We start from the raw sequence: 22,967 nt of genomic DNA on the forward strand, positions 1-22,967 counted from the left end.
CACCTTCCGCCGCAAGGATCGCTGGTTGCGCGCTGCTGGCGGACGGGATTGTCGCGGGCCGACTGCCTCCCTTCGAATACAATATCGCCCTCGCCGTCCAAGCGGGCGGGCTTCCGCCTCAATAGCAGTACAGACCTCGGAATGAACGATATTTTTCCCGGCAGACCGTCATCCGCCCAGGCGCTCGAGGGGCACACGCCGATGATGCAGCAGTACCTGCGCATCAAGGCGCAGCACTCCGACACCCTCCTCTTCTACCGGATGGGCGACTTCTACGAGCTGTTCTTCGACGATGCGGAGAAGGCGGCGCGGCTGCTCGACATCACGCTGACGACGCGGGGGCAGTCGGCGGGCAAGCCGATCCGGATGGCGGGCGTGCCGTTTCATGCGCTCGAGCAGTACCTCGCGCGGCTCGTCAAGCTCGGCGAGTCGGTCGTGATCGCCGAGCAGGTCGGCGATCCGGCGATGACGAAGGGCCCGATGGAGCGTGCGGTGAGCCGCATCGTCACACCTGGCACGCTGACCGATGCGGCGCTGCTCGACGACCGCGCGGATTCGCTGCTGCTCGCGGCGAACCTGCATCGCGGCGTTCTCGGTCTTGCGTGGCTGAACCTCGCGAACGGCGACTTCCGCATCCTGGAATGTCCGTCCGAATCCCTCCAGGCGCAGTTCGAGCGGTTGCGCCCGGCCGAGGTGCTGGTGCCGGACGGGCTCGCGCTGCCGCTCGTCGAGACGCTGTCGCCGGTGCTCCGCCGGCTCGCCGAGTGGCAGTTCGACGCGGAAACCGGCGAGCGGCTGCTCACCGCGCACTTCCGCACGCGCGACCTCGCGGGCTTCGGCGTCGAGGCGATGCCGGTGGCGCTGTCGGCCGCGGCCGTGCTGTTCGATTACGCGCGCGCGACGCAGCGCCAGAGCCTCGAACACGTCACCGGGATCAAGGTCGAGCGCGAAGCGGAATTTCTGCGGCTCGATGCTGCGACCCGGCGCAATCTCGAGCTGACCGAGACGCTGCGCGGCGAGGCGTCGCCGACGCTGCTGTCGCTGCTGGACTTCTGCGTCACGAGCATGGGCACGCGCTGGCTGCGGCAGGCGCTGCATCACCCGCTGCGCGACCGCTCGCTCGCGAGCGCGCGGCACGTCGCGGTCGGCGAGCTGATCGGGGTCGAGGCCGGGGCGTCCGGTTTCGGCGGCGGCATGCGGATTCTCGAAGAGGTGCGCGCCGCGCTGCGCGGGGTTGCCGACGTCGACCGGATCACTGCGCGAATCGCACTGCGCAGCGCCCGCCCGCGCGATCTCGCCGCGCTGCGTGACAGCCTCGTGCGCCTGCCCGAACTTCACACCGTACTCGCCCGCCCGCAGGGGGCGCTGCTCGCCGGACTGGCGGCGGCGCTCGACGTGCCGCAGGACGCGGTCGACCTGCTCGTCCGCGCGGTTGCGCCTGAACCGGCCGCGGCCGTGCGCGACGGCGGCGTCATCGCGGCCGGCTTCGACGGCGAGCTCGACGAGCTGCGCGGCATCCAGTCGAACTGCGGCGATTTCCTGCTCGCGCTCGAAACGCGCGAGCGCGAGCGCAGCGGCATCGCGAACCTCAAGGTCGAGTTCAACAAGGTCCACGGCTTCTACATCGAGGTGAGCCGCGCGAACGCCGAGCGCGTGCCGGACGACTACCGGCGCCGGCAGACGCTGAAGAACGCCGAGCGCTACATCACGCCCGAGCTGAAAGCCTTCGAGGACAAGGCGCTGTCGGCTCAGGAGCGGGCGCTTGCGCGCGAGAAGCTGCTCTACGACGTCCTGCTCGAGCAGCTCGTGACGCACATCCCGACGCTGCAGCGGATCGCCCGCGCGCTCGCGTGCCTCGACGGGCTCGGCGCATTCGGGGAGGCCGCGCTGCGCTTCGGCTACGTCTGCCCGCAGTTCTCCGAGCAGCCGGGCATCGACATCACCGCCGGTCGCCATCCGGTCGTCGAACGGCAGGTCGAGGATTTCATCGCGAACGATTGCGTGCTCGCGCCGACGCGGCGGATGCTGATGATCACCGGACCGAACATGGGCGGCAAATCGACGTTCATGCGCCAGATCGCCCTGATCGCGCTGCTCGCGCACGTCGGCGCGTTCGTCCCGGCGAAGGCCGCGCGCATCGGCCCGCTCGACGCGATCTACACGCGTATCGGCGCCTCCGACGATCTCGCGTCGGGGCGGTCGACCTTCATGGTCGAGATGACGGAGGCGTCCGCGATCCTGCACGGCGCGACCGAGCAGAGCCTCGTGCTGATGGACGAGATCGGCCGCGGCACGTCGACGTTCGACGGCCTCGCGCTCGCGTTCGCGATCGCCCGCCACCTGCTCGACAAGAACCGCTGCCTCACGCTGTTCTCGACGCACTACTTCGAACTGACGCGGCTCAACAGCGATTACCCGGAGTGCGCGAACGTGCACCTCGACGCGGTCGAGCACGGCCATCGCATCGTCTTCCTGCACGCGGTCGAGGAAGGCCCGGCGAGCCAGAGCTACGGCATCGAGGTCGCGGCGCTCGCCGGCATTCCCGGCTCGGTGATCCGCGACGCGAAGCGGCGGCTGCGTGCGCTCGAGAACCGCGAAGTCGGCAACGGTCCGCAGCCGGACCTCTTCGCGTCGTTGCCGGAGCCCGAATCCGAAGCGCCGGCGCACCCGGCCCTGATCGTGCTCGGCGAACTCGACCCGGATTCGCTGTCGCCGCGCGAAGCCCTCGAACATCTGTACGCGCTCAAGCGCATGGCCCCATGAGCACCCCGATCGACATCAGCGAAAGCGCGGGCGTCCGCTACCTTCACTTCGGCTCCGAATGGGTCCAGGGCGCGATGCGCATCCGCCGGCCCCATGCGCTCGAGCTCGCCTACACGCGGGAGATGATGAGCGGACTGCTTCTGCGCGACGCCGAAAGCTGGCCGCGCAACGCGCTCGTCATCGGCCTCGGGGCCGCGTCGCTCGTGCGCTTCCTCCACCGGCACTGTCCGCAGACCGAGATGCAGGTCGTCGAGATCGCGCCGGCCGTCGTCGCGGCGGCGCGGCAGTTCTTCCGGCTTCCCGACGAGGACGCGCGCTTCGCGATTCACGTCGGCGACGGCGCGAAATACGTAGAGGAATCCGACCGGCCGTTCGACCTCGTGCTGGTCGACGGCTTCGATCGCAACGCGCGGGCGGGCAAGCTCGATACCGCGCCGTTCTACCAGAACGTGCGCTCGCGCCTGTCGGACACGGGTCTGATGTCCGCGAACCTCTTCGGCCGCTCGCGCGGTTTCCGGGCGAGCGTCGAGCGCATCCTCACCGCGTTCGACGGCCGCGCGCTCGCGTTTCCGTCGTGCGACAGCGGCAATGTCGTCGCCTTCGCCGCGGCCGGCGAGCGGATTTCGATTCCAGTGTCGGAGCTGCGGGACCGCGCGCAAGCGCTGAAGGAGAAGACCGGCCTCGACCTGCGGGCAACCGTCACCCGGCTCGAGCAGGCGGGCAGCCTGCCCGGGGGACAGCTCGTCCTCTGAGCGACGCCGTCGGCGGAGGGGCCACGGCGGAAAGTCGGCGCCTCTCGGGCACGGCACCCGGGCAAAAGGTTGATTGCTGCGACGGAGCCGGAGAGTGCCGGCGACCGCAGCGGCTCGCCGGCGGATGCGACGGATTCAGGCGGCCGGAGCGACGGTCTCCCGCACCGGCTCCTGCCACAGGCAGATCCCCTTCGTCGCCTTCGCGATGTCGCCCAACACGCGATCGTGCTCGGCGAGCTCGTCGGCGCTCGCCCGCAGCACCTTCAGCGGCGGCCGCTCGAACTGCGCCCCGCCCGCTTCCGCGCTGCCGGGCGCCGGTTCTTCGAGCGCGATGATCAGGCTCTCCTGGCCGCGCGTCATCGCGAGGTAGACGTCGGCGAGCAGCTCCGCGTCGAGCAGCGCGCCGTGCAAGGTGCGCGACGCGTTGTCGATCTCGTGGCGGTCGCACAGCGCGTCGAGCGAAGCCTTCTTGCCCGGGTTCTGCTCCTTCGCCATCTTCAGCGTGTCGACGACGTTGCCGCACAGCGCATCGAGGCTGTTGCGACCGAGCAGCGAAAGCTCGTGATTCAGGAAGCCGACGTCGAAGCTCGCGTTGTGGATGATCAGCTCGGCGTCGCGCACGAAGTCGGCGAAGTCGTCGGCGACGTCGCGGAACTTCGGTTTGTCGGCGAGGAACTCCTCGGTGATCCCGTGCACCGCGATCGCCTCGGCGTCGATGCCGCGTTCTGGATTGATATAGACGTGGAAATGCCGCCCCGTCAGGTTGCGGTTCAGCAATTCGACGCAGCCGATCTCGATGACGCGGTCGCCGTTGCGCCAATCGAGGCCGGTGGTTTCGGTGTCGAGAACGATCTGTCTCATCTATTTCCTCAAAAATTGTCGGTCCGCGGGCGGCAGCTCGCCGCGTCGGTTCCGCGTCTGGACGGCGCCGGGTTCATCAACCTTCGACGACGGTGCCACGCTTGCGCACGGCCTCGACGCCCCGCCGCGCGAGCGCGTCGGCGCGTTCGTTCTCGACGTGGCCGGCGTGCCCCTTGACCCATACCCAATCGACCTTGTGCCGGCTCGCTGCCTCGTCGAGCGCGCGCCACAGGTCCTCGTTCTTCACGGGCGTCTTCGCCGCGGTCTTCCAGCCGCGCGCCTTCCAGCCGTGGATCCACTCGGAAATGCCTTTCTGCACGTACTGGCTGTCGGTATGCACCCGCGCGACGACCGGGCGCTTCAGGAGTTCGAGCGCACGGATCACCGCGAGCAGCTCCATGCGGTTGTTCGTCGTCTGCGGCTCGCCGCCCCAGATTTCCTTCTCGTGCAGGCCCGCGCGCAGGATGGCGCCCCAGCCGCCTGGGCCGGGATTTCCGCTGCACGCGCCGTCGGTGAAGATATCGATCTGTTCCGTCATTTCGTTTTCTGTACTCCGCCCGGCACCTGTCGGCGCCGCTGCGCGACCGGTGAGAGCCGTTTTGCCGTGGCGCGCCGATCGCGCCAGTTCGGGGTGATCAGTCGCATGCCCTGCACCCGCTTGATTCCTTGAAGCATGTACGTGCCGCCGAAGAACGGCCACCAGCGGTCACCCGCCTTGTCCATGAAGCGCCACCGCTCCAGCCATTTTCCCGTCGTCACCGCCGGCGCGTAGCAGCCGAAGCTGCCGGACTGCGTTTCGAAGCCGAGCAGCGCGAGCCAGTCCTTCGTCCGCCGCACCGACAGATACTGGCCCCGCCACGGAAAAGCCCCGCCGCGCCGCGCGAGAAGGCGGCGCAGGCCCCACAGGCTCAGCGGATTGAAGCCGCTGATGACGACGCTGCCTTCGGGCACCAGCACGCGCTCGACTTCGCGCAGCACCTGGTGCGGATTGCGCGAGAACTCGAGCACGTGCGGCAGCAGCACGAGATCGAGGCTCGCGCTCGCGAACGGCAGCGCGTCCGTGTTCGCGATCACGGCGACGTCGCCGAAAGCGGCGCTGCGAAAGCGGAACGGCATGCGGTTTGCACCCAGGAACTCGCATTCCGGCAAGCCGATCTGAACCGCGTTATAGCCGAAGATGTCGGCTACCATGACGTCGAACTTGGCCTGCTCCCACTGCAACAGGTATTGTCCCTGCGGGGTTTCAAGCCAGTCGGACAGACTGAGGATGGACATGAACGATCAGTACTCGAATTTCCGCGGGTTCGCGATTATCCCTCTTCCCGCATTCCGGGATAACTATCTGTGGCTGCTGCGCCGGGGCCAGGACGCGGCCGTCGTCGATCCCGGTGACGCGGCGGTGGTCGAAGACTATCTCGTGCAGCACGGCCTCGAGCTGCGTGCGATCCTGCTCACGCATCACCACGCGGACCACGTCGGCGGCGTCGCCGAACTCGTCGCGCGCCGGGACATTCCGGTGTTCGGACCGGCCGCGGCCGACATCGCGGAAACCAACCGCCCGGTCGTCGAGGGTGACGAAGCCGTCCTCGACCGGCTCGGCATCCGCTTTCGCGTGCTCGAAGTGCCCGGCCACACCGCGACGCACGTCGCCTACCTCGCGCCGGGCATCCTGTTTCCCGGCGACACGCTGTTCAGCGCCGGTTGCGGCCGGCTCCTCGGCGGCACCGCGGCCCAGCTCCATGCGTCCCTCGGCCGCCTCGCGGCGCTTCCCGAAGAGACGGCAGTGTACTGCACTCACGAATACACGCTCGCCAATCTCGCGTTCGCGCACGCGGCCGAACCGGAGAACCGGGAGCGCGACGCGTGGGAAACCGAATGCCGCGCGCTGCGCGACGCCGGGCGCCCGACACTGCCGAGCACGATCGAGCGCGAAAGGCGCGTCAATCCATTCCTGCGAACGTCGGAGCCGGCAGTCGTCGAAGCCGTCGCGGCCCACGCGGGCAAGCGACCGGCCACGAGCGAGGAATGCTTCGCGGCGCTCAGGGCCTGGAAGGACGTGTTCTGAGCCCGCGATGCCTGTCTTCGGGCGGGGGGTGCGGTCTCGTCGAGGGGGCGGGGCGCTGAAAAACGACTCCCGTCGCTTCGCGCGCCGGACGAGGGCCCCTCACGGGTTCGCTTCGGCCGCTGCCAACGAAAGAGCCACCCGGTTGCGGCCGGTGCGCTTCGCCTCGTAAAGCGACTCGTCGGCCGATTTCAGCAGGCGGGTGAAGCCGCCCTCGTCAGCCCGGTCGGCCTTCATCGTCGCCGCGCCGATACTGACCGTCACGACGCGGGCCGCGCTCGAGAACCGATGCGTGATCGCGAGCGACTGGACCGCGTCGCGCATCGACTCGGCGACGATCCGCGCCCCGTCTTCGGCAGTGTCCGGCAGCACTACCGCGAACTCCTCGCCTCCGTATCGCGCGACGAAGTCGGCCGGCCGGCGCGACGTGCCTTCCAGCGCCCGCGCGACCGCCTTGAGGCATTCGTCGCCGACTTGATGGCCGTACGCGTCGTTGAACTGTTTGAAGCAATCGACATCGATGACGAACAGCGAAATCGTCGTCCCGACGCGCGCCGCCCGCCGCCATTCCCGTAGCAGCGTCGCGTCGAACGCGCGCCGGTTCGCGACTCCGGTCAATCCGTCGACGGACGACAGCCGCGTAAGCTCGCGGTTCGCCTCGTCGAGCTTTCGCGTCAACACGAGCAGCGAGCAGCGCATCTGGGCGATCCGCTGCATCGCGCAGATCTTCGCCTTCAGGACCGCAGCCGATATCGGCTTCGCGAGGTAGTCGTCACCTCCGACGGCGATGCCGCGCTCGAGGTCGTCGTCCCCGGTCTTCGCGGACAGGAAGATGATCGGAGTCCACTCGCCATCCTTTTCGAGCTGCCGGATCCGCTGCGCCGCCTCGAAGCCATCCATGCCGGGCATGATCACGTCGAGCAGGACGAGGTCCGGGCGAGCCGTCTTGAACGCCTCGATACCCGCGCGACCGTCGCGCGCGTGCACCCATTCGAGGCCCATCTTGTCGAGCAACTGACAGACGACCGTCGCGCTCGTGACGGTGTCTTCGATCAGCAGAACCTTCATCCACGTATCCGGGTGCAAAAATCGATAGCACATAATGCTACCAACTTGATGGTATTCACTGAGAAAAACGGCACGACTGCGATGGTTCGAGGCGAAGAACCGTGGAGCGGGCGTGAATGTGGGAATTGCGGTTTGACGCTCCCCGGCCCTCTCCCCTAGAGTCCACCTCTTTTCACCTTTCCGGCGCCGGCTTCATGGCGACTCCCTTCGTAAGCATCCTGTGTGCGCTATGTCTGGCCGTGCTGTGCGGCGGCGCGGTCGCATCGCCCGATTCGACGACGCTCGCGCTGACCCAGGAGCTCGAGAAGGCCCGACAGCAGGGCCCGGCGGACCCCGTCCAGACGAAACTCGCACCGCCTCCGGGGCAGTTCGTCGAAGTCCCCAACTCGACGCCGCGCGTGCTCACGCTCGATCTCACGCGCGACGCGAACGACATCTGGGACCGCATCCGCCGTGGCTTCGGCATGCCGGACCTCGACACACCGCTGGTCGCCGATCAACAGCTTTTCTACCTGAACCGGCCGGCGTTCCTGAAGAAGGTTTTCGAGCGCGGCGGGCGCTACCTCTGGCACATCGTCGACGAGCTCGAACGCCGCGGCATGCCGACCGAGCTCGCGCTGCTGCCGATGGTCGAGAGCAGCTACAACCCGATGGCCTATTCGCGCGCGCACGCGTCGGGCCTGTGGCAGTTCATCCCGTCGACCGGGCGCAGCTACAACCTCACGCAGGACAGCTGGGTCGACGAGCGCCGCGACGTCATCGCCTCGACCGCGGCCGCCCTCGACTACCTGCAGTCGATTTACGACATGCACGGCGACTGGCATCTCGCGCTCGCGTCTTACAACTGGGGCGAAGGCGCCGTCGGTCGCGCGATCCAGCGCAACCTTGACGACGGTCTGCCCGCGGAATACAGCCAGTTGCGGATGCCCGATGAGACGCGCAACTACGTCCCGAAGCTGCAGGCGCTGAAGAACATCGTCGCGCAGCCGGAGCTCTTCCACATCGAGCTGCCGTACGTCGCGAACAGCCGCCATTTCGTCTCGATCGAGACACCGGCGGGCATCGACCTCGCGACGGCCGCCCGAATGGCCGACATGCCACTCGAAGAATTCATCGCGCTGAATCCGAGCTACAAGCGCCCCGCCATCGCCGAAGAGAGCACGCTGATCGTCCCGGTCGACCGCGCCGCGAGGTTCCAGCTGCGGCTGGCCGAGCACGAACAGAACGGAAAGCTGTGGCGAACGCACGAACTTCAACGTGGCGAAACACTCGCTTCCGTCGCGCAAACCTACGGCTTGTCGCTGACGCAGCTCTACGCGCTCAACGGCCTGAACGTGCGCAGTCGCGTCGGGACGGGTTACGCGCTGCTCGTACCCCATGGCGTCGACCCGGACGACGCGCTGGATGCGGTGCGCCTGATCCCGCAGCGACCGGAAGGGACGGGCCTGTCCGTGACCGCGCGGGGACTCGACAAGCCCGAGAAGGTCGAAGCAAAGAAAAAGGGCCGCACGAAGCTCGCAACCGAGACCAAGGGCGCGAACAAGCAGGTTACGAAGCGCGCCGGCAAAGGCGGGAGCAAGGAAAACCGGAAAGTGACCACCGCGTCTTCGTCGAAGAAGACGGCCACACCGGTGAAGGCCGGGTCGTCGAACTCGGCCGCGAAGAAGAAGGCCGCCGACCGCAAGCGGTGACCGACGTGGCAGGCGCGGCTGGCCGAGTCCCGGTCCTGCCCGCCCGCTTATCGGAAGATCGCTCCAGGGCCGCTTACAACGGCCAATGACACCGGACCACCTGCCCGCCGCCCCGCGCGGTTTCTCCCGGATACTGCTTCCGACAGATATCGGTCGCATAGGGGCATCGCGGATGGAAATGGCAGCCGGCGGGCGGCGCGAGCGGTGACGGCAGCTCGTCTCCGACCGACGACTCCGGCCGCGCGTCCGGATCGGCGTCGATGTGCGGCACGGCATCGAGGAGCGCACGGGTGTACGGATGCGCCGGCGCCGCGAGCACGCGTTCGACCGGGCCGCGCTCGACGATCCGGCCGAGGTACATCACCGCGACATCGTGCGCGAGCCAGCTCACGACGCCGAGGTTGTGCGTGATGAAGAGATACGCGAGGCCGAATTCCGCCTGCAGCTCGCGCATCAGGTTGAGGATTTGCGCCTGCACCGACACGTCGAGCGCGCTCGTCGGCTCGTCGCAGACGATGAGCCGTGGCGACACCGCGAGCGCGCGGGCGATCGCGATGCGCTGGCGCTGGCCGCCGGAGAACTCGTGCGGGTAGCGGAACTTCATCCCGGGCGCGAGACCGACGCGGGACAGGAGGTCGTCGATGCGTCGTAAGCGGGCGTCGCGCCCGGGCTCGACCCCGAGCGCGAGCATCCCCTCCTCGATGATCTCGCCGACGCGCATGCGCGGATTGAGCGACGCGAACGGGTCTTGGAACACCATCTGGAACGCACGGCGCAGCGGGCGCAGCGCCGCGCGCGACAGCCCGGTGAGCAGTGCGCCGTCGAGGAAAACCTCCCCGGCCGTCGCTGCCACGAGCTGCAGGATCGCCTTGCCGGCCGTCGTCTTGCCGCAGCCCGATTCGCCAACGAGCGCAAGCGTCCGGCCCGCGGCGAGGGTCAGGCTGACGCCATCGACGGCCTTCACGCGCCCCACTTCGCGGCGGAAGAGGCCCTTGCGTACCGGAAAGTGGACCTTCAGGTCGCGCACGTCGAGCAACACCTGTTCGCGGTGCCGTCCGGCCGCGAACGGTTCGGCTTCGAGCCCGGCCGATTGCGGATGCGCGCGGCCTTCGGCATAGAGATGGCAGCGCACCGCCTGATCGCCGACGTGCTCCCAGCCGGGAGTTTCACGCCGGCAAAGGCCGAACGCGTCAGGGCAGCGGTCGGCGAAGCGGCAGCCGACGAATTCTCGGTCGAGCGCGGGCACGTTGCCGCCGAGCGCCATCAGCGGACGGCCGCGCTGCGCGTCGGTCGGCAGCGCCGCGAAGAGCTTGCGCGAATATGGATGCAGCGGCCGGCGGAAGAAATCGGCTCGCGTGGCGGTTTCGACGAGTTCGCCCGCGTACATCACGCCGACCCGGTGCGCCATCCGCGCCACGACGCCGAGGTCGTGCGTGATCAGCAGCATGCCCATCCCGCGCTCGGCCTGCAGCCGCGCGAGGAGGTCGAGCACCTGCGCCTGGATTGTCACGTCGAGCGCGGTCGTCGGCTCGTCGGCAATCAGGAGTTCGGGGTCGCCGGCGAGCGCGATCGCGATCATCACGCGCTGCTTCATCCCGCCGGAGAACTGGAACGGATAGTCGTCGAGGCGGCGCTCGGCGTCCGGAATGCCCACCGCCTCGAGCAGGCGGCGGGCCTCGGCGCGTGCCGGCGCGCCGCCGAGCCCGCGATGCCGCGCCAACACCTCGCCGATCTGGTTCATCACGGTCATGACCGGATTGAGGCTCGTCGACGGCTCCTGGAAGATCATCGCGATCTGCCCGCCCCGGACCTCCCGCATCCGCGCTTCGGTCTCCGCGAGCAGATCGCGTCCGGCGAAACGCACGATGCCCGTCTCGATCCTCCCGCCGTCGGGCAGCAGGCGCACCAGCGCGAGCGCGGTCATCGACTTGCCACAGCCGGACTCTCCGAGCAGCGCGAAGGTTTCCCCGCGTGCGATCGAGAATCCCACGCCGTCCACCGGCCGCACCGGGTTCTCCCCGCGGCCGATCGCCACGCGCAGGCCGCTCACCTCCAGCAGCGGCTCGTGCACTCGGCGCTGCAGCCCGGCCGGGCGCAGGCGGGTTTTCGCTATCGTTTCGGTCATCGGATCAGGTCGGGCGGGAGATGGAAAAAGGGCCGCTTTCGCGGCCCACTTTGTTCGGCATCGATCGATCAGTGATGGTGCCCGCCCGCCCCATGCACGTGCCCGTGCGACAACTCCTCGGCGGTCGCTGGACGCACCTCGGCAACGGTGACGTCGAACACGAGCGCGGTGCCGGCCAGCGGGTGGTTGCCGTCGACGACGACCTTGCCCTCGGCGATGTCGGTGATGCGGTAGATCATTTCCTCCTCGCCGTCGTCACCGACGCGCTCGAAGGACATGCCGACCTCGATGTTTTCGGGGAACTGGCTGACGTCCTCGACCAGCACCAGTTCTTCGTCGTAGTCGCCGAAAGCGTCTTCGGGCTGCAGCTTGACCTTCAGCTGGTCGCCGACCTTCTTGCCGTGCAACGCCTCTTCCAGCGCGGGGAAGATGCCGTCGTATCCGCCGTGGAGGTAGACGAGCGGCTGCTGGCCGTCGTCGATCATATTGCCGTCCGGATCGACGACGGTGTAGTTAAGCGTTACCACGCTGTTCTTGACGATTTCCATTAAGACTCTCTTTTTGCAGTTTCCTGATCAGTTCGAAGACCCCCGCCGCGTGGCCGCGGGGAGCAACGTTGTGGAGCGTGTGGCGGATGATTCCGTCCTTGTCGATGACGAAGGTCGTCCGCGCCACGCCCATCTTCCTTACACCATCGACTTCCCGGGCTTGCCACACGTGGTAGAGGCGGCAAACCTCCGTCTCGACGTCCGACAGCAGACGTACGGACAGCCCGTGCTCATCGCGAAATTCGGCGTGGGTCAGGCAATCGTCAGGACTGACGCCGACCACGATACAGTCGTGGCGCGCAAAGTCGTCTTCGTGATCGCTGAAGTCGGCCGCCTGAAGCGTGCATCCCGGCGTGTTGTCGCGCGGGTAGAAATAAAGGACCACATGGTGCCTCCCGCGTTCCGCAGCGAGGTCGAAAACGTCCATGTCAGCATCCGGCAATGAAAACGAAGGCGCGATATCACCTATCTGCAACATGTGATCTCCCTGAGCTGCGGACGATTCTAGCGGAGACCCGGGCCGAACTCTACCGGTTGTCGGACGGGAATCGGCAGCCTTGAAACCCTTCCGGCAGAGCGGGCTTGCGTCGATATCGCTGCCTTAAGGGATAGACCAGCAGGGGCCGGGCTCAAGGCGAAGAGTCGTTCGCTGCCGAGGAGTGCAGCGTGAAGCATCCGGCGCTGCGGGATCTCCAGGCCGTGCAAGTATTTCTTGCAGCCGGACGATAACTGTTCAAAAATACAGTCAACCTGGAGACGCCGATGAGCCCCCGCGAACACAGCCTCACCCCTCGTCAGACCGAGATCCTGGACTTCATCCGTCAGACCGTGGAGTCGGAAGGGCGACCTCCCACCCGCGCGGAAGTGTGCACCGCGTTCGGCTTCCGGTCGCCGAATGCCGCCGAAAGCCATCTGCGCGCGCTCGCCGCCAAAGGCGCGATCCTGCTCGAGGAAGGCCGCGCGCGCGGCATCCGCCTGGTCGAGGCCCTCGGGCTGCCGCTGATCGGGCGCGTCGCCGCAGGAAGTCCCATCCTCGCGATCGAGCATGTCGAGGCCCGCCACCAGATCGATCCCGCGCTGTTTTCGCCGCGGGCCGACTATCTCCTGCGGGTGCGTGGCGCGAGCATGCGCGACGCCGGCATCCTCGATGGCGACCTGCTCGCCGTGCATCGGAGTCCCGAAGCGCGCCCCGGCCAGATCGTCGTCGCCCGGGTCGAGGACGAAGTCACCGTAAAAACCTTTTCCCGCAAAGGGCCGATCGTCAGTCTGCTGCCGGCGAACCCCGATTTCGCGCCGATCGTCGTCGATACCCGCAATGAACCGCTCGTGATCGAAGGAATTGCGGTCGGGCTCGTGCGCAATGGCTCGCTGTGACGATTCCCCGCGACGAATCCTTTTGCACGACACGCGTCGATGTCCGCCTCCGCTCTCGCCACTCTCGCGGCGCTGCCGCCCGGCCTCGTCTGGCAGGCCGACCGGCTCGCGCGCCCGGCCGAAGCCGGAATGCCGACCGGTTTTGCGGCGCTCGACGCGCAGTTGCCGGGCGGGGGCTGGCCACGCGGAGCGCTGATCGAGTTGCTCGGCGACGCGCCGGGCATCGGCGAACTCGGCCTGCTGCTGCCGATGCTGCGCGCGGTGGCGCCCGCACGCTGGGTCGCATGGATCGCGCCGCCGCATCTGCCCTACGCGCCGGCGCTCGCCGCGGCCGGCCTGCCGCTCGAACGACTGCTGCTGCTGACGCCCGACGATCACGCGGAAACGCTGTGGACGATCCGCCAGGCGCTGGCCTCGGGCGGCTGCGAGGTCGTGCTGGCCTGGCTCGCGCGGGCCGATACGGCTGCCCTGCGTCGTCTGCAACTCGCCGCTGAAGAGAGCGCGACACCGCTGTTCCTGTTCCGCCCCGCCGCGGCCGCCATCCAGTCGTCGCCGGCAAGTTTGCGGTTGCGGCTCGCCCCGGCCGTCGATGCGCTGACGATCGATATCCTGAAACGACGCGGCCCGGCGCTTGCCGCCCCGATCCGGCTGACGATTCCGGATCGCCCCGCTTCGGACCTTTCGCCTTCGGCGCCGCACCCACCTCCGAGCCGCGCGCTCGATCCGACTCACGATGCTCTGGTTTGCGCTGACCCTCCCCGATTTGCCGTTGCAGGTATTCACGCGAGGCGTGGATGATCCGGGCACGCTGGCGGTGGTCGAGCATCATCCCCGCGCCTGCATCGTGGCTGCGACGGCTGAAGCGCTCGCCCGCGGCGTCGAACCTGGTCGCAGCGTGGCCGGTGCACTGGCAGTAGCGCCGCAACTCCAGTTGCGGGACCGCGATTTCGTGCTCGAGGCCACGACCCTCGACGAGTGCGGGACGTGGGCCGGGCAATTCACGCCTTGCGTGAGCCTCGATCAGCCCGACACGATCCTCCTCGAAGTCAGTGCAAGCCTGCGCCTGTTCGGCGGCCTCGACGCGCTCGCCCGGCGCATCGCCGAAGCGCTGGTTCCGCTCGGCCTGAATGCGGGCATCGCCGCCGCGCCGACACCGCTCGCCGCCCGCTGGCTCGCGCGGACCTCTCCCGGGAAGCTGATGCGCGCGTCGAAAGGATGGGCGCGCAGCCTCGACGCGCTGCCGGTCGGCCTCCTCGGCGACGGCGGGACGGTGTCGAAGCCGACGCTCGAGCTGCTGCGGGACATCGGGGTGCGCCGGATCGCGGACGTCGCCCGCTTGCCGCGCGATGGCCTCGCGCGACGGCAGGCGAGCGCAGTGATCGACACCCTGGCGCGGGCACGCGGCGAACAGCCCGACCCGCGTCCCTGGTTCATCCCCGCGGCACGCTTCGAGTCGCGGATCGTGCTGCCCGCGAGCGTCGAGCGCACGGAACCGCTGCTTTTCGCCGCGGGCCGGCTGTTCTCGGGCTTGACCGCGTGGCTTGTCGCGCGCCATGCGGCGCTCGACCGCTGCCGCCTGTACCTCGAACACGAGGACGTGCCGGAGACCCTGCTCGAGATCGTCACCGGCCGGCCCGGACGCGACGAGGCGCGCCTCGCCCTGCTCGCACGCGAGCATCTTGCCGCGCTGACACTGCCCGCGCCGGTCGAGGCGCTGCGCCTGTCCGCGGAGGCCCCCGCGACGCTCCCCGCCCGCACCCCGGATCTATTCGGCGACCCCGAAACCGCGCGCGACAGCGCGACGCTGCTGCTCGATCGCCTGCGGGCGCGACTCGGCCCGGACGCGGTGCGCACCGTGCTTCCGGTCGCCGAGCATCGGCCGGAACGCGCGTGGCGGCCGGCCGAGCCCGGTTCGCGCCCTGCCCGCGGCGTCTGCGGCCCGGGGCCGCGCCCGCTATGGCTGATCGACGAACCCCGCGCACTCGGCTCGATGCGAGGCTTCACGCTGCTGAGCGGACCGGAACGCATCGAATCGGGCTGGTGGGACGGCGACGACGTGCGCCGCGACTATTACGTCGCGCGCACGCCGGATGCCGTGCTGAGCTGGGTGTTCGAGCGCCTCGATCCGCCCGGCGGCTGGTATGTGCATGGTTTTTTTGGCTAAACTCCGCGTTCCCCGGCCGACCGCAAGCTCCCGGTCGGCATCCCTTCCCCCGCAGCCTCCTGTCCCCGTGAGCGCCCCCGACTCCCCGCTCGTCATCGCCCGTCGCCTGCTCCATCACGCCTGGCCGGTGCTCGTCGCGCAATTGCTGTCGATGAGCATGATGATCGCCGACACCATCATCGCCGGCCGCTACGGCACGCTCGACCTCGCGGCGGTCGCCGTCGGCAACGGCGTCTATGTGTCCGTCGTGATGCTGCTGGTCGGCGTGCTGCAGGCGGTCGCCCCGACCGTCGCGCATCATTTCGGCGCCGGCCGTGACGACGAGATCGGCCCGGCGCTGCAGCAAGGTTTCTGGCTCGCCTTCATGCTAGCGCTGCCCGGCATCGCGCTGCTCGCCTTTCCCGACTTCCTCCTCGCACTCAGCAGCGTGCCGGACGACGTCGGCGCCAAGACCCGCGGTTATCTGCTCGCGACCGCGGCCGGCCTGCCCGCGGTGCTGCTGTACCGGACTTTCTACGCGTTCAACAACGCGCTCGGACGGCCGCGGGCGCTGATGGCGATCAGCTTCATCACGACGACGACCCACGTCCCGCTTTCGTGGGCGCTCGTCAACGGACACATCGGCCTCGCGCCGCTCGGAGTGATCGGCTGCGGCTTGTCGACGGCCGTCGTCAATTGGATCGCGCTGTGCTGCGGCACGCTCTACCTCGCCCGCAACCCCGCGTATCGCCGCTATCACCTGTTCACGCGCTGGCAATCGCCGCGGCGGAAGGAGCTTTTTTCGCTGCTGAAGCTCGGCGTGCCGATGGGGCTGTCGACCTTCATCGAGGTCTCGTCCTTCACGCTGATCGCGCTGTTCGCCGCCCGCCTCGGCGCCGAATCGGTCGCCGGTCATCGTGTGGTCGCGAACCTCGCAGCGCTCGTCTACATGCTGCCGCTCGCGATGTCGATCGCGATCCTCGTGCTCGTCGGCCACGCCGGGGGCGCTCGCGACTGGCGCCGGGCCGAAGCGACGGTGCGCGTCGGGATGCTCCTGACCGCCACGGTCGTCTCGCTCGTCGGCGCGGTGCTTTGGCTCGCGCGCGAACTGATCGTCGGCCTCTTTTCGGAGGACGTCGCGGTGCGCGCGGTCGCGCTCGGACTGATCCTCTACATCTGCATCTACCAGCTCTTCGATGCGATCCAGACCGTCGCCGCGCATGCGCTGCGCGGCTACAAGGTCACGTTCCTGCCGATGCTCCTGCACGCGCTCTGCTTCTGGGGAATCGGGCTCGGCGGCGGCTACTGGATGGCCTTCCACGCCGGCTCGCGCGCGGCGGCGCCGAACGTCGCCGGGTTCTGGGAGGCCGGCGTCGCGTCGACCGTCGCCGCGTCGCTACTGTTCGGTTACCTGCTGCGAATCGTGACGCGGCGCCAACGCGCGGCCGCGTCCGTCGGGCTGTAGCGCGCTGCTCGCCCCCCGCCGAACGACCCGGGGAGCATCCGGGAGCACACCGGCCCGCGCAGCGAACTGCCCGTAATGGAAATGCTCGAGACGCCCGGGCGCCGAGACACCCGCCGCGCGGCGCCGCTCTTTCAGGCCCCGAGCCAGCCCTTTTGCAGCGCCCGTGCCGCACCCGTCGGCTTCGTGCTCGCCGCGAGCTTGACGGTATCCTCCGGCGCCGCCGCGAGGTCGACGTCGAATCGCATCAGTTCGTCGCGGCGAAACGCGTGGATCTCGATCCGGTCACCGGCCTTTCTGCGCGCGAGCTGCGCATCGATCGACGCCGGGGTGACCTTGAGGCCGTCGATCGCGAGGATCACATCGCCCGCCGAGAGTCCGGCCGCTTGCGCTGGCCCGCCGTCGAACACGCTCGCGAGTTTCACCTCGCCGCCACCGCCTGCGAGCTTGACGCCCAGCACCGGGGCCTTGCCGATCACCTCGGCGCGATACTCGATGCCGAACGGCCTCAGGAGGTCGGCGAGCGGCAGATCGTCGGTGCCCTCGACCGCGTGCCGCAGCCAGCGCGCGAGCCTGCGCCCCATCCCCTTGCGTGCGCCTTCGCCGACCTCCTCGACGACCGCGAACAGGCCGTTCTCCTCGACGCCCCGCCCGGTCTGCCCGTGCCGCTGCCACAGCAGGCGCATCACGTCGTCGAGACTCGCCTCGCCGCGGCTCGCGGCGCGCAGTTGCAGGTCGAGCGCAAGCGCGATCAGCGAGCCCTTCGCGTAATAGCTGACAATCGCGTTCGGCGCGTTCTCGTCCTGCCGGTAATACTTGATCCACGCGTCGAACGAGGAGTCCGCGACGCTCTGCTTCAGTCGCCCTCTCCCGCGCAACACGCCTGAAACCGCCTTGCCGAGCAAGCCGAGGTAATCCTCGATCGTGATCACGCCGGAGCGCACGAGCGCGAGGTCGTCGTAGTACGACGTGAAGCCTTCGAAGGCCCACAGCAGCCGCGTGTAGTTCTCGTTCGAGAAGTCGTACGGCGTGAAGGCCGCGGGCTTGATGCGCTTGACGTTCCAGGTGTGGAAATACTCGTGGCTGCACAAGCCGAGGAAGGTCCGGTAGCCATCGGTCGGATCCGTCATGCCGACGTACGGGAGATCGCCGCGGCTCGCCAGAAGCGCCGTCGACGCGCGGTGTTCGAGCCCGCCGTAGCCGTCGCCGACGATCATCGCGAGGAACAGGTATCGCTCGACCGGCGCCGGCGTGCCGAAGAGGCGAATCTGCCAGTCGCAGATCCGCGCGAGGTCCGCGCGCAGCCGCTCGATGTCGCAATCATGGCGACCGGTCAGCGCGATCTCGTGCGGAACGCCGGCGGCCTCGAAGACCGCGTGCGTGAAGCATCCCATTTCGACCGGATGATCGACGAGCTCGTCGTAGTTCGCGGCGCGGTGGAGCCCGAACGCCAGCGGCGCCGCGGCGCCAGCTTCGCCCGTCGCCGGCGGCAGCGTCGTCGCGACTTTCCACCCGCGCCTCGCGGCTCCTTCCGGCGGACGGATATCGACGAGGCAGGCGCGCCCGGTCTTGCCCTCGACCGCGACGAAGACGCTCGGGCCGTTGAAGAACCCGTGCGTCGTATCCAGATGTGCCGCGCGCACCGACAGGTCCCACGCATACACCTCGTAGCGCAGCGTCACCGGGCTCCCGGCGGGAAGCGCGCCCGCTTGCCAGGTGTGCTTGTCGAGCTTCGCGACCGCGACCGGTTCGCCCCGGGATTCCGCGCGCAGCGTCACGATGTTGCGTGCGAACTCCCGGATCATGTAGCTGCCGGGGATCCACGCCGGGAGGCGGAAGACCTGGCCGGCGGGGTCGGGATCGGCGACCTCGCACGTCACTTCAAAAAGATGCGCTTCGGGCCGGGCGGGGAGGATCGTGTAGCGGATGGGCGGGAAATCGGTCATCGACGGGTGGCGGTGGGTTTGACGGGATCTGCGATTCTAGCGCCCCGCAGCACTGTTGCGCCGATGCCTCTTTTTTGTGCAGATACAACATGTCCTTTCGGCTCAAGCCTCTGCGACGCATCCCCACAAGTTGTCCACAGCCCTGCCCACGGCGCGTGGGGATAAGGCGGAGCCTGTGCCTCGGCGCACGAGCGGCGCTGTCGGCGCCGGAGTCAGCGCACCCGCTGCCGGGCGAGAAACCGGTCCAGCCGGTTGGCGAAGGCTTGCCGGTCCGAGTGGGTCAGCGCCGCCGGGCCTCCCGTCTGCACGCCGCTCGCACGCAACGTGTCGTTGAAGTCGCGCAGGTTCAGCAACTCGCGGATGTTCTCGGTCGAGTAGAACTCGCCGCGCGGATTGAGCGCGTGGGCGCCGCATCCGATCACTTCGGCCGCGAGGGGGATGTCGGCGGTCACGACGAGGTCGCCCGAGGCGAGGCGCCGGACGATCTCGTTATCCGCCACGTCGAATCCGGGCGGCACCTGCAGCGTCTTGATCCACGGCGAGCGCGGCGGAAACAGCGGCTGGTTCGCGACGAGCGTCAGCATGACGCCGAGCCGCTCGGCCGCGCGATAGAGGATCTCCTTGATCACCTTCGGACAGGCGTCGGCGTCGACCCAGATCTGCATCGTTCAAGTCTCCGTAACATTTCTTGCGGGTTGTCCACCCGGGGAAGGCGACGTGCCGGCCGATTGCGATATCCCCTAGATAGCAAGAAGGTCCCTGTGCGGCAAGAAAGAAGCAATCGTCGCCGCCGCACGTCGTCGCTCGGGCGAACGCGCAGGCGGGACTGCATTCGGCCCCCGAGCCGCTATACTGTTCATATGTACAGTTTTACCGGTTACCCCCCTTCCGCGCCCGCGTACGCCGAACTCCACTGCCTGACCAACTTCAGCTTCCAGCGCGGGGCTTCGCATCCGGAAGAACTGGTTATCCGGGCGGTCGAATTGGGATACGACGCGATCGCGATCACCGACGAATGTTCGTTCGCGGGGGTCGTGCGCGCGCACCAGGAAATCCGCCGGCTTTCGCTGCCTTTGAAACTGATCGTCGGCAGCGAGATCCGGCTGGCCGATGGGCCGCGCGTGGTGCTGCTGGCGACCGATCGCAACGCTTACGGACGCCTCGCGCGGCTCATCAGCACCGGTCGGCGCGCCGCCGAAAAAGGCCAGTACCGCCTGGCCCGGGCCGATCTCGACGGCGGCGTGCCGGGCTGCCTCGCGCTGCTGGTGCCGCCCGACGACGGTCCGCTCGACGCTGCCGCGATGGTGGCCGATGGACGCTGGCTCGGCGAGCGTTTCCCGGAGCGGGCGTGGCTTGCGGTGGAACTCGCTTGCGGTCCGAACGATGCCGCGCGGCTCGCACAGCTGCAGGCGCTCGCGGTCGAAGCCGGACTCCGTCCGGTGGCGGCGACCGGCGCGCTGATGCACGACGCGGCACGACGTCCGCTCGCCGACGTCCTCGCCGCCACCCAGCTGCATCGGACGGTGGCCGAAGCGGGCCACGCGCTCGCTCCTAATTCGGAACGCTGCCTGCACGCACGAGAGGTGCTCGCGGCGCGCTATCCGCCTGCGCTGCTCGCCGAGACGCTCGCCATCGCGGCGCAATGCCGCTTCCGGCTCGACGAATTGCGCTACGAATATCCGGTGGAACTCGTGCCGGAGGGAGAAACCCCGGCGAGCTGGCTGCGCCGGCTGGTCGAAGACGGCCTGCGCTGGCGTTACCGGCAGCCGCATGGGGATCCTGCGACGCCCCGGGTCCGGACGCAGATCGAACACGAACTCGCGCTGATCGCTGAACTCGGCTTCGAAGCCTATTTCCTGACCGTCCACGACATCGTCCGCTTCGCCCGCAGCCAAGGCATCCTGTGCCAGGGACGCGGCTCGGCGGCGAATTCGATCGTGTGCTGGGCGCTCGGCATCACCGAAGTCGATCCCGAACTCGGGATCATGCTCGTCGAACGCTTCATCTCGAAGGAGCGCAACGAGCCGCCGGACATCGACGTCGATTTCGAACACGAGCGGCGCGAAGAAGTCATCCAGTACGTGTATCGAAAATACGGGCGCGAACGCGCGGCACTCGCCGCGACGGTGATCCGCTACCGCGCCCGCAGCGCGCTGCGCGATGTCGGCCGCGCGCTCGGCTTTCCGCCCGGGCAGATCGAACGACTCACCCGCGACCACTTCTGGTTCGACGGCCGCCATATCCTGCCCGACCGCCTGCGCGAGGCGGGGCTCGATCCGGCCAGTCCGACGGTGCAGCGGCTCGCCGTGCTCACCGAAGAGCTGGTCGGCTTTCCGCGCCACCTGTCGCAGCACGTCGGCGGTTTCGTCATTGCCCGCGGCCGGCTCGACGAGCTCGTCCCGGTCGAGAACGCCGCGATGCCCGAGCGCACCGTGATCCAGTGGGACAAGGACGACCTCGACACGCTCGGCCTGCTGAAGATCGACGTGCTCGCGCTCGGCATGCTGTCCGCGCTGCGCCGCAGCCTTGCGCTGGTTTCCGCGTGGCGCGGTCAGGCCCTCACCCTCGCCGACATCCCGCGCGAGGACGCCAGAGTCTACGAGATGCTGTCGAACGCCGATTCGGTCGGCGTCTTCCAGATCGAATCGCGCGCGCAGATGACGATGCTGCCGCGCCTCAAGCCGACCCGTTTCTACGATCTGGTCGTGCAGGTCGCGATCGTGCGTCCCGGTCCGATCCAGGGCGGGATGGTCCATCCCTACCTCGAAGCCCGCGCGCGCGTCGAACGCAAGCAGGAGATCGAGTATCCGCAGCCCGAGCTTAGGGGAGTCAGCGCCGATCCCGCTGCTGCGTCCGACGCCTCCGATACAGGCGTGCGCCAAGTGCTCGAACGCACGCTCGGCGTGCCGATCTTCCAGGAACAGGTCATGCAGCTCGCCGTCGTTGCCGCCGGCTTCAGCCCCGGCGAAGCCGACCAGTTGCGCCGGGCGATGGGCGCGTTCCGGCGCCACGGCGAACTCGAGCGTTACCGCGCCCAGTTGCTCACGGGCATGACCGCCCGCGGTTATCGCGCCGAATTCGCCGAACAACTGTGCAACCAGATCGAAGGCTTCGGCAGTTACGGCTTTCCGGAATCCCACGCCGCGAGCTTCGCGCTGCTCGTGTATTTCTCGGCCTGGCTGAAATGCTTCGAACCGGGGGCCTTCCTGTGCGGCCTGCTCAACAGCCAGCCGATGGGCTTCTACTCGCCGTCGCAGTTGATCCAGGATGCGCGACGCCATGCGGTCACGGTCCGCGCGGCGGACGTCACGGCGAGCGAATGGGACTGCACGCTGGAAGCGGACTGCGCGATGGACGCGTCGCCCGACGCGAATCCTCCCCCGTCCGCGATGATTCGCAGCGACGCATCCTCTAGCGGCGGCGATAAGCGCGCGAATGCGGCCTCGCCGAATCCGATCGCGAGACTGGGGCTGCGCATGGTCAAGGGCTTCAACCGCGACGCCGCGGAGCGCATCGTTGCGGCGCGTACCGAAACACCGTTTATCAGCGTCGACGATCTCGCGAGGCGGGCCGGTCTGGACGCGGCCGAACTGAAGCTGCTCGCGAATGCCGGCGCCCTTGAGCGCATCGCGGGGCATCGCCGCCAAGCGCTGTGGCAGGCGGCAGGCGGACAGCCGGCCCAAGGTGTGCTGCGGGAGGCGCCGATCGCCGAAACCGAGGCGAAGCTGGAAGCGCCCTCGGAAGCGCAGGAACTGCTCGCCGACTACGCCAAGCTCGGTTTCACGCTCGGACGCCATCCGCTCGCGCTGCTGCGCGCGAGGCTGGCGGCGATGCGCTTTGTGACGGCGGCCGAAATCGCAGCGTGCCCCGACCGCCAACTCGCGCGCGTCGCCGGCATCGTCACCTGCCGGCAACGGCCCGGCACGGCCAAAGGCACGCTGTTCGTGACGGTCGAGGACGAAACGGGCCTCGCGAACGTGATCGTCCGCTCCGAACTCATCGAGCGCCAGCGACGGGAAGTGCTCGGCGCCCGCCTGTTGGGGGTGTTCGGGCAGATCAGCCGGCAGGGAAAGGTCGTGCATCTGCTGGCGAACCGGGTCGTCGATCATTCCGCGCTGCTCGGCGCACTCGATGCGCGGAGCCGGAATTTTCAGTAGGCGCCGAGCAAGAAG

Annotated in this window: 18 protein-coding genes; 9 read left to right on the top strand and 9 right to left on the bottom strand. The window is 68.5% G+C overall.

Annotated elements, in window-relative coordinates; translation table 11 throughout:
- Window positions 1-141 precede the first annotated feature (141 nt).
- Together mutS and V6M37_RS15990 are read left to right on the top strand one after the other, a co-directional pair.
- Complete coding sequence (mutS, locus tag V6M37_RS15985; RefSeq protein ID WP_332674970.1) at window positions 142-2,763, top strand: DNA mismatch repair protein MutS; 2,622 nt, start codon at window positions 142-144, stop codon at window positions 2,761-2,763.
- Window positions 2,760-3,515 (top strand): fused MFS/spermidine synthase, encoded by a 756-nt coding sequence (locus V6M37_RS15990; RefSeq protein WP_332674972.1) that lies wholly within the window; start codon window positions 2,760-2,762, stop codon window positions 3,513-3,515. Before mutS ends, V6M37_RS15990 begins: the two co-directional genes overlap by 4 nt.
- Window positions 3,516-3,650: 135 nt before the next feature.
- Here V6M37_RS15990 and dnaQ read toward each other — a convergent pair whose 3' ends face one another.
- From dnaQ to V6M37_RS16005, 3 genes are all read right to left on the bottom strand, one after another.
- Window positions 3,651-4,376 carry a DNA polymerase III subunit epsilon gene (gene dnaQ, locus V6M37_RS15995; protein ID WP_332674974.1) on the bottom strand — a complete coding sequence of 242 codons (726 nt, stop codon included), beginning with the start codon at window positions 4,374-4,376 and terminating at the stop codon, window positions 3,651-3,653.
- 76 nt (window positions 4,377-4,452) lie between these two features.
- Window positions 4,453-4,914, bottom strand: coding sequence for a ribonuclease HI (gene rnhA, locus V6M37_RS16000; protein ID WP_332674976.1), 462 nt, complete (start codon window positions 4,912-4,914; stop codon window positions 4,453-4,455).
- The gene (locus tag V6M37_RS16005) at window positions 4,911-5,651 is read right to left on the bottom strand and encodes a class I SAM-dependent methyltransferase (RefSeq protein WP_332674978.1); all 741 of its coding nucleotides are present in this window, start codon (window positions 5,649-5,651) and stop codon (window positions 4,911-4,913) included. Before V6M37_RS16005 ends, rnhA begins: the two co-directional genes overlap by 4 nt.
- Here V6M37_RS16005 and gloB point away from each other — a divergent pair.
- Window positions 5,650-6,441 (top strand): hydroxyacylglutathione hydrolase, encoded by a 792-nt coding sequence (gloB, locus tag V6M37_RS16010; protein WP_332675015.1) that lies wholly within the window; start codon window positions 5,650-5,652, stop codon window positions 6,439-6,441. The two genes, V6M37_RS16005 and gloB, sit on opposite strands and share 2 nt — an antisense overlap.
- A gap of 99 nt (window positions 6,442-6,540) precedes the next feature.
- Here gloB and V6M37_RS16015 read toward each other — a convergent pair whose 3' ends face one another.
- A complete protein-coding gene (locus V6M37_RS16015) occupies window positions 6,541-7,506 on the bottom strand; it encodes a diguanylate cyclase (protein ID WP_332674980.1) in 966 nt (321 codons plus the stop codon).
- A gap of 194 nt (window positions 7,507-7,700) precedes the next feature.
- On the opposite strand from V6M37_RS16015, the gene V6M37_RS16020 reads away from it, so the two are divergent.
- The gene (locus tag V6M37_RS16020) at window positions 7,701-9,197 is read left to right on the top strand and encodes a transglycosylase SLT domain-containing protein (protein ID WP_332674981.1); all 1,497 of its coding nucleotides are present in this window, start codon (window positions 7,701-7,703) and stop codon (window positions 9,195-9,197) included.
- Window positions 9,198-9,270: 73 nt separating this feature from the next.
- Here the strand turns inward: V6M37_RS16020 and V6M37_RS16025 are convergent, their stop codons facing one another.
- The 3 genes from V6M37_RS16025 to V6M37_RS16035 all read right to left on the bottom strand — a co-directional run bounded on the left by V6M37_RS16025 (window position 9,271) and on the right by V6M37_RS16035 (window position 12,348).
- Window positions 9,271-11,322 (bottom strand): ABC transporter ATP-binding protein, encoded by a 2,052-nt coding sequence (locus V6M37_RS16025; protein WP_332674983.1) that lies wholly within the window; start codon window positions 11,320-11,322, stop codon window positions 9,271-9,273.
- Window positions 11,323-11,390: 68 nt separating this feature from the next.
- Window positions 11,391-11,870, bottom strand: a complete 480-nt coding sequence (locus tag V6M37_RS16030; RefSeq protein ID WP_332674985.1) for an FKBP-type peptidyl-prolyl cis-trans isomerase — start codon at window positions 11,868-11,870, stop codon at window positions 11,391-11,393.
- On the bottom strand, window positions 11,836-12,348 hold the full coding sequence (locus tag V6M37_RS16035) for a peroxiredoxin (protein WP_332674987.1): 513 nt from the start codon (window positions 12,346-12,348) through the stop codon (window positions 11,836-11,838). Before V6M37_RS16035 ends, V6M37_RS16030 begins: the two co-directional genes overlap by 35 nt.
- 284 nt (window positions 12,349-12,632) lie before the next feature.
- On the opposite strand from V6M37_RS16035, the gene lexA reads away from it, so the two are divergent.
- The 4 genes from lexA (at window position 12,633) to V6M37_RS16055 (ending at window position 16,852) form a co-directional block, all read left to right on the top strand.
- Window positions 12,633-13,244, top strand: coding sequence for a transcriptional repressor LexA (gene lexA / locus V6M37_RS16040; RefSeq protein WP_332674989.1), 612 nt, complete (start codon window positions 12,633-12,635; stop codon window positions 13,242-13,244).
- A gap of 39 nt (window positions 13,245-13,283) precedes the next feature.
- The gene (imuA, locus tag V6M37_RS16045; protein WP_332674991.1) at window positions 13,284-14,042 is read left to right on the top strand and encodes a translesion DNA synthesis-associated protein ImuA; all 759 of its coding nucleotides are present in this window, start codon (window positions 13,284-13,286) and stop codon (window positions 14,040-14,042) included.
- Window positions 13,978-15,408: a Y-family DNA polymerase gene (locus V6M37_RS16050; RefSeq protein WP_332674993.1), complete on the top strand. Its 1,431-nt coding sequence runs from the start codon at window positions 13,978-13,980 to the stop codon at window positions 15,406-15,408. The genes imuA and V6M37_RS16050 overlap by 65 nt, the downstream gene beginning before the upstream one ends.
- Window positions 15,409-15,475: 67 nt before the next feature.
- Entirely contained in the window at window positions 15,476-16,852 is a 1,377-nt protein-coding gene (locus tag V6M37_RS16055; RefSeq protein ID WP_332674994.1) for an MATE family efflux transporter, read from the top strand.
- Window positions 16,853-16,983: 131 nt separating this feature from the next.
- Here V6M37_RS16055 and V6M37_RS16060 read toward each other — a convergent pair whose 3' ends face one another.
- Together V6M37_RS16060 and V6M37_RS16065 are read right to left on the bottom strand one after the other, a co-directional pair.
- Window positions 16,984-18,795 carry a M61 family metallopeptidase gene (locus V6M37_RS16060; protein ID WP_332674996.1) on the bottom strand — a complete coding sequence of 604 codons (1,812 nt, stop codon included), beginning with the start codon at window positions 18,793-18,795 and terminating at the stop codon, window positions 16,984-16,986.
- Between the two features lie 212 nt (window positions 18,796-19,007).
- Window positions 19,008-19,460 carry a YaiI/YqxD family protein gene (locus tag V6M37_RS16065; protein ID WP_332674997.1) on the bottom strand — a complete coding sequence of 151 codons (453 nt, stop codon included), beginning with the start codon at window positions 19,458-19,460 and terminating at the stop codon, window positions 19,008-19,010.
- Window positions 19,461-19,655: 195 nt separating this feature from the next.
- On the opposite strand from V6M37_RS16065, the gene V6M37_RS16070 reads away from it, so the two are divergent.
- The gene (locus V6M37_RS16070) at window positions 19,656-22,952 is read left to right on the top strand and encodes an error-prone DNA polymerase (RefSeq protein WP_332674998.1); all 3,297 of its coding nucleotides are present in this window, start codon (window positions 19,656-19,658) and stop codon (window positions 22,950-22,952) included.
- Window positions 22,953-22,967 lie beyond the last annotated feature (15 nt).

The sequence above is a fragment of the Aromatoleum sp. genome (genome assembly GCF_036675785.1).
Classification (GTDB): domain Bacteria; phylum Pseudomonadota; class Gammaproteobacteria; order Burkholderiales; family Rhodocyclaceae; genus Aromatoleum.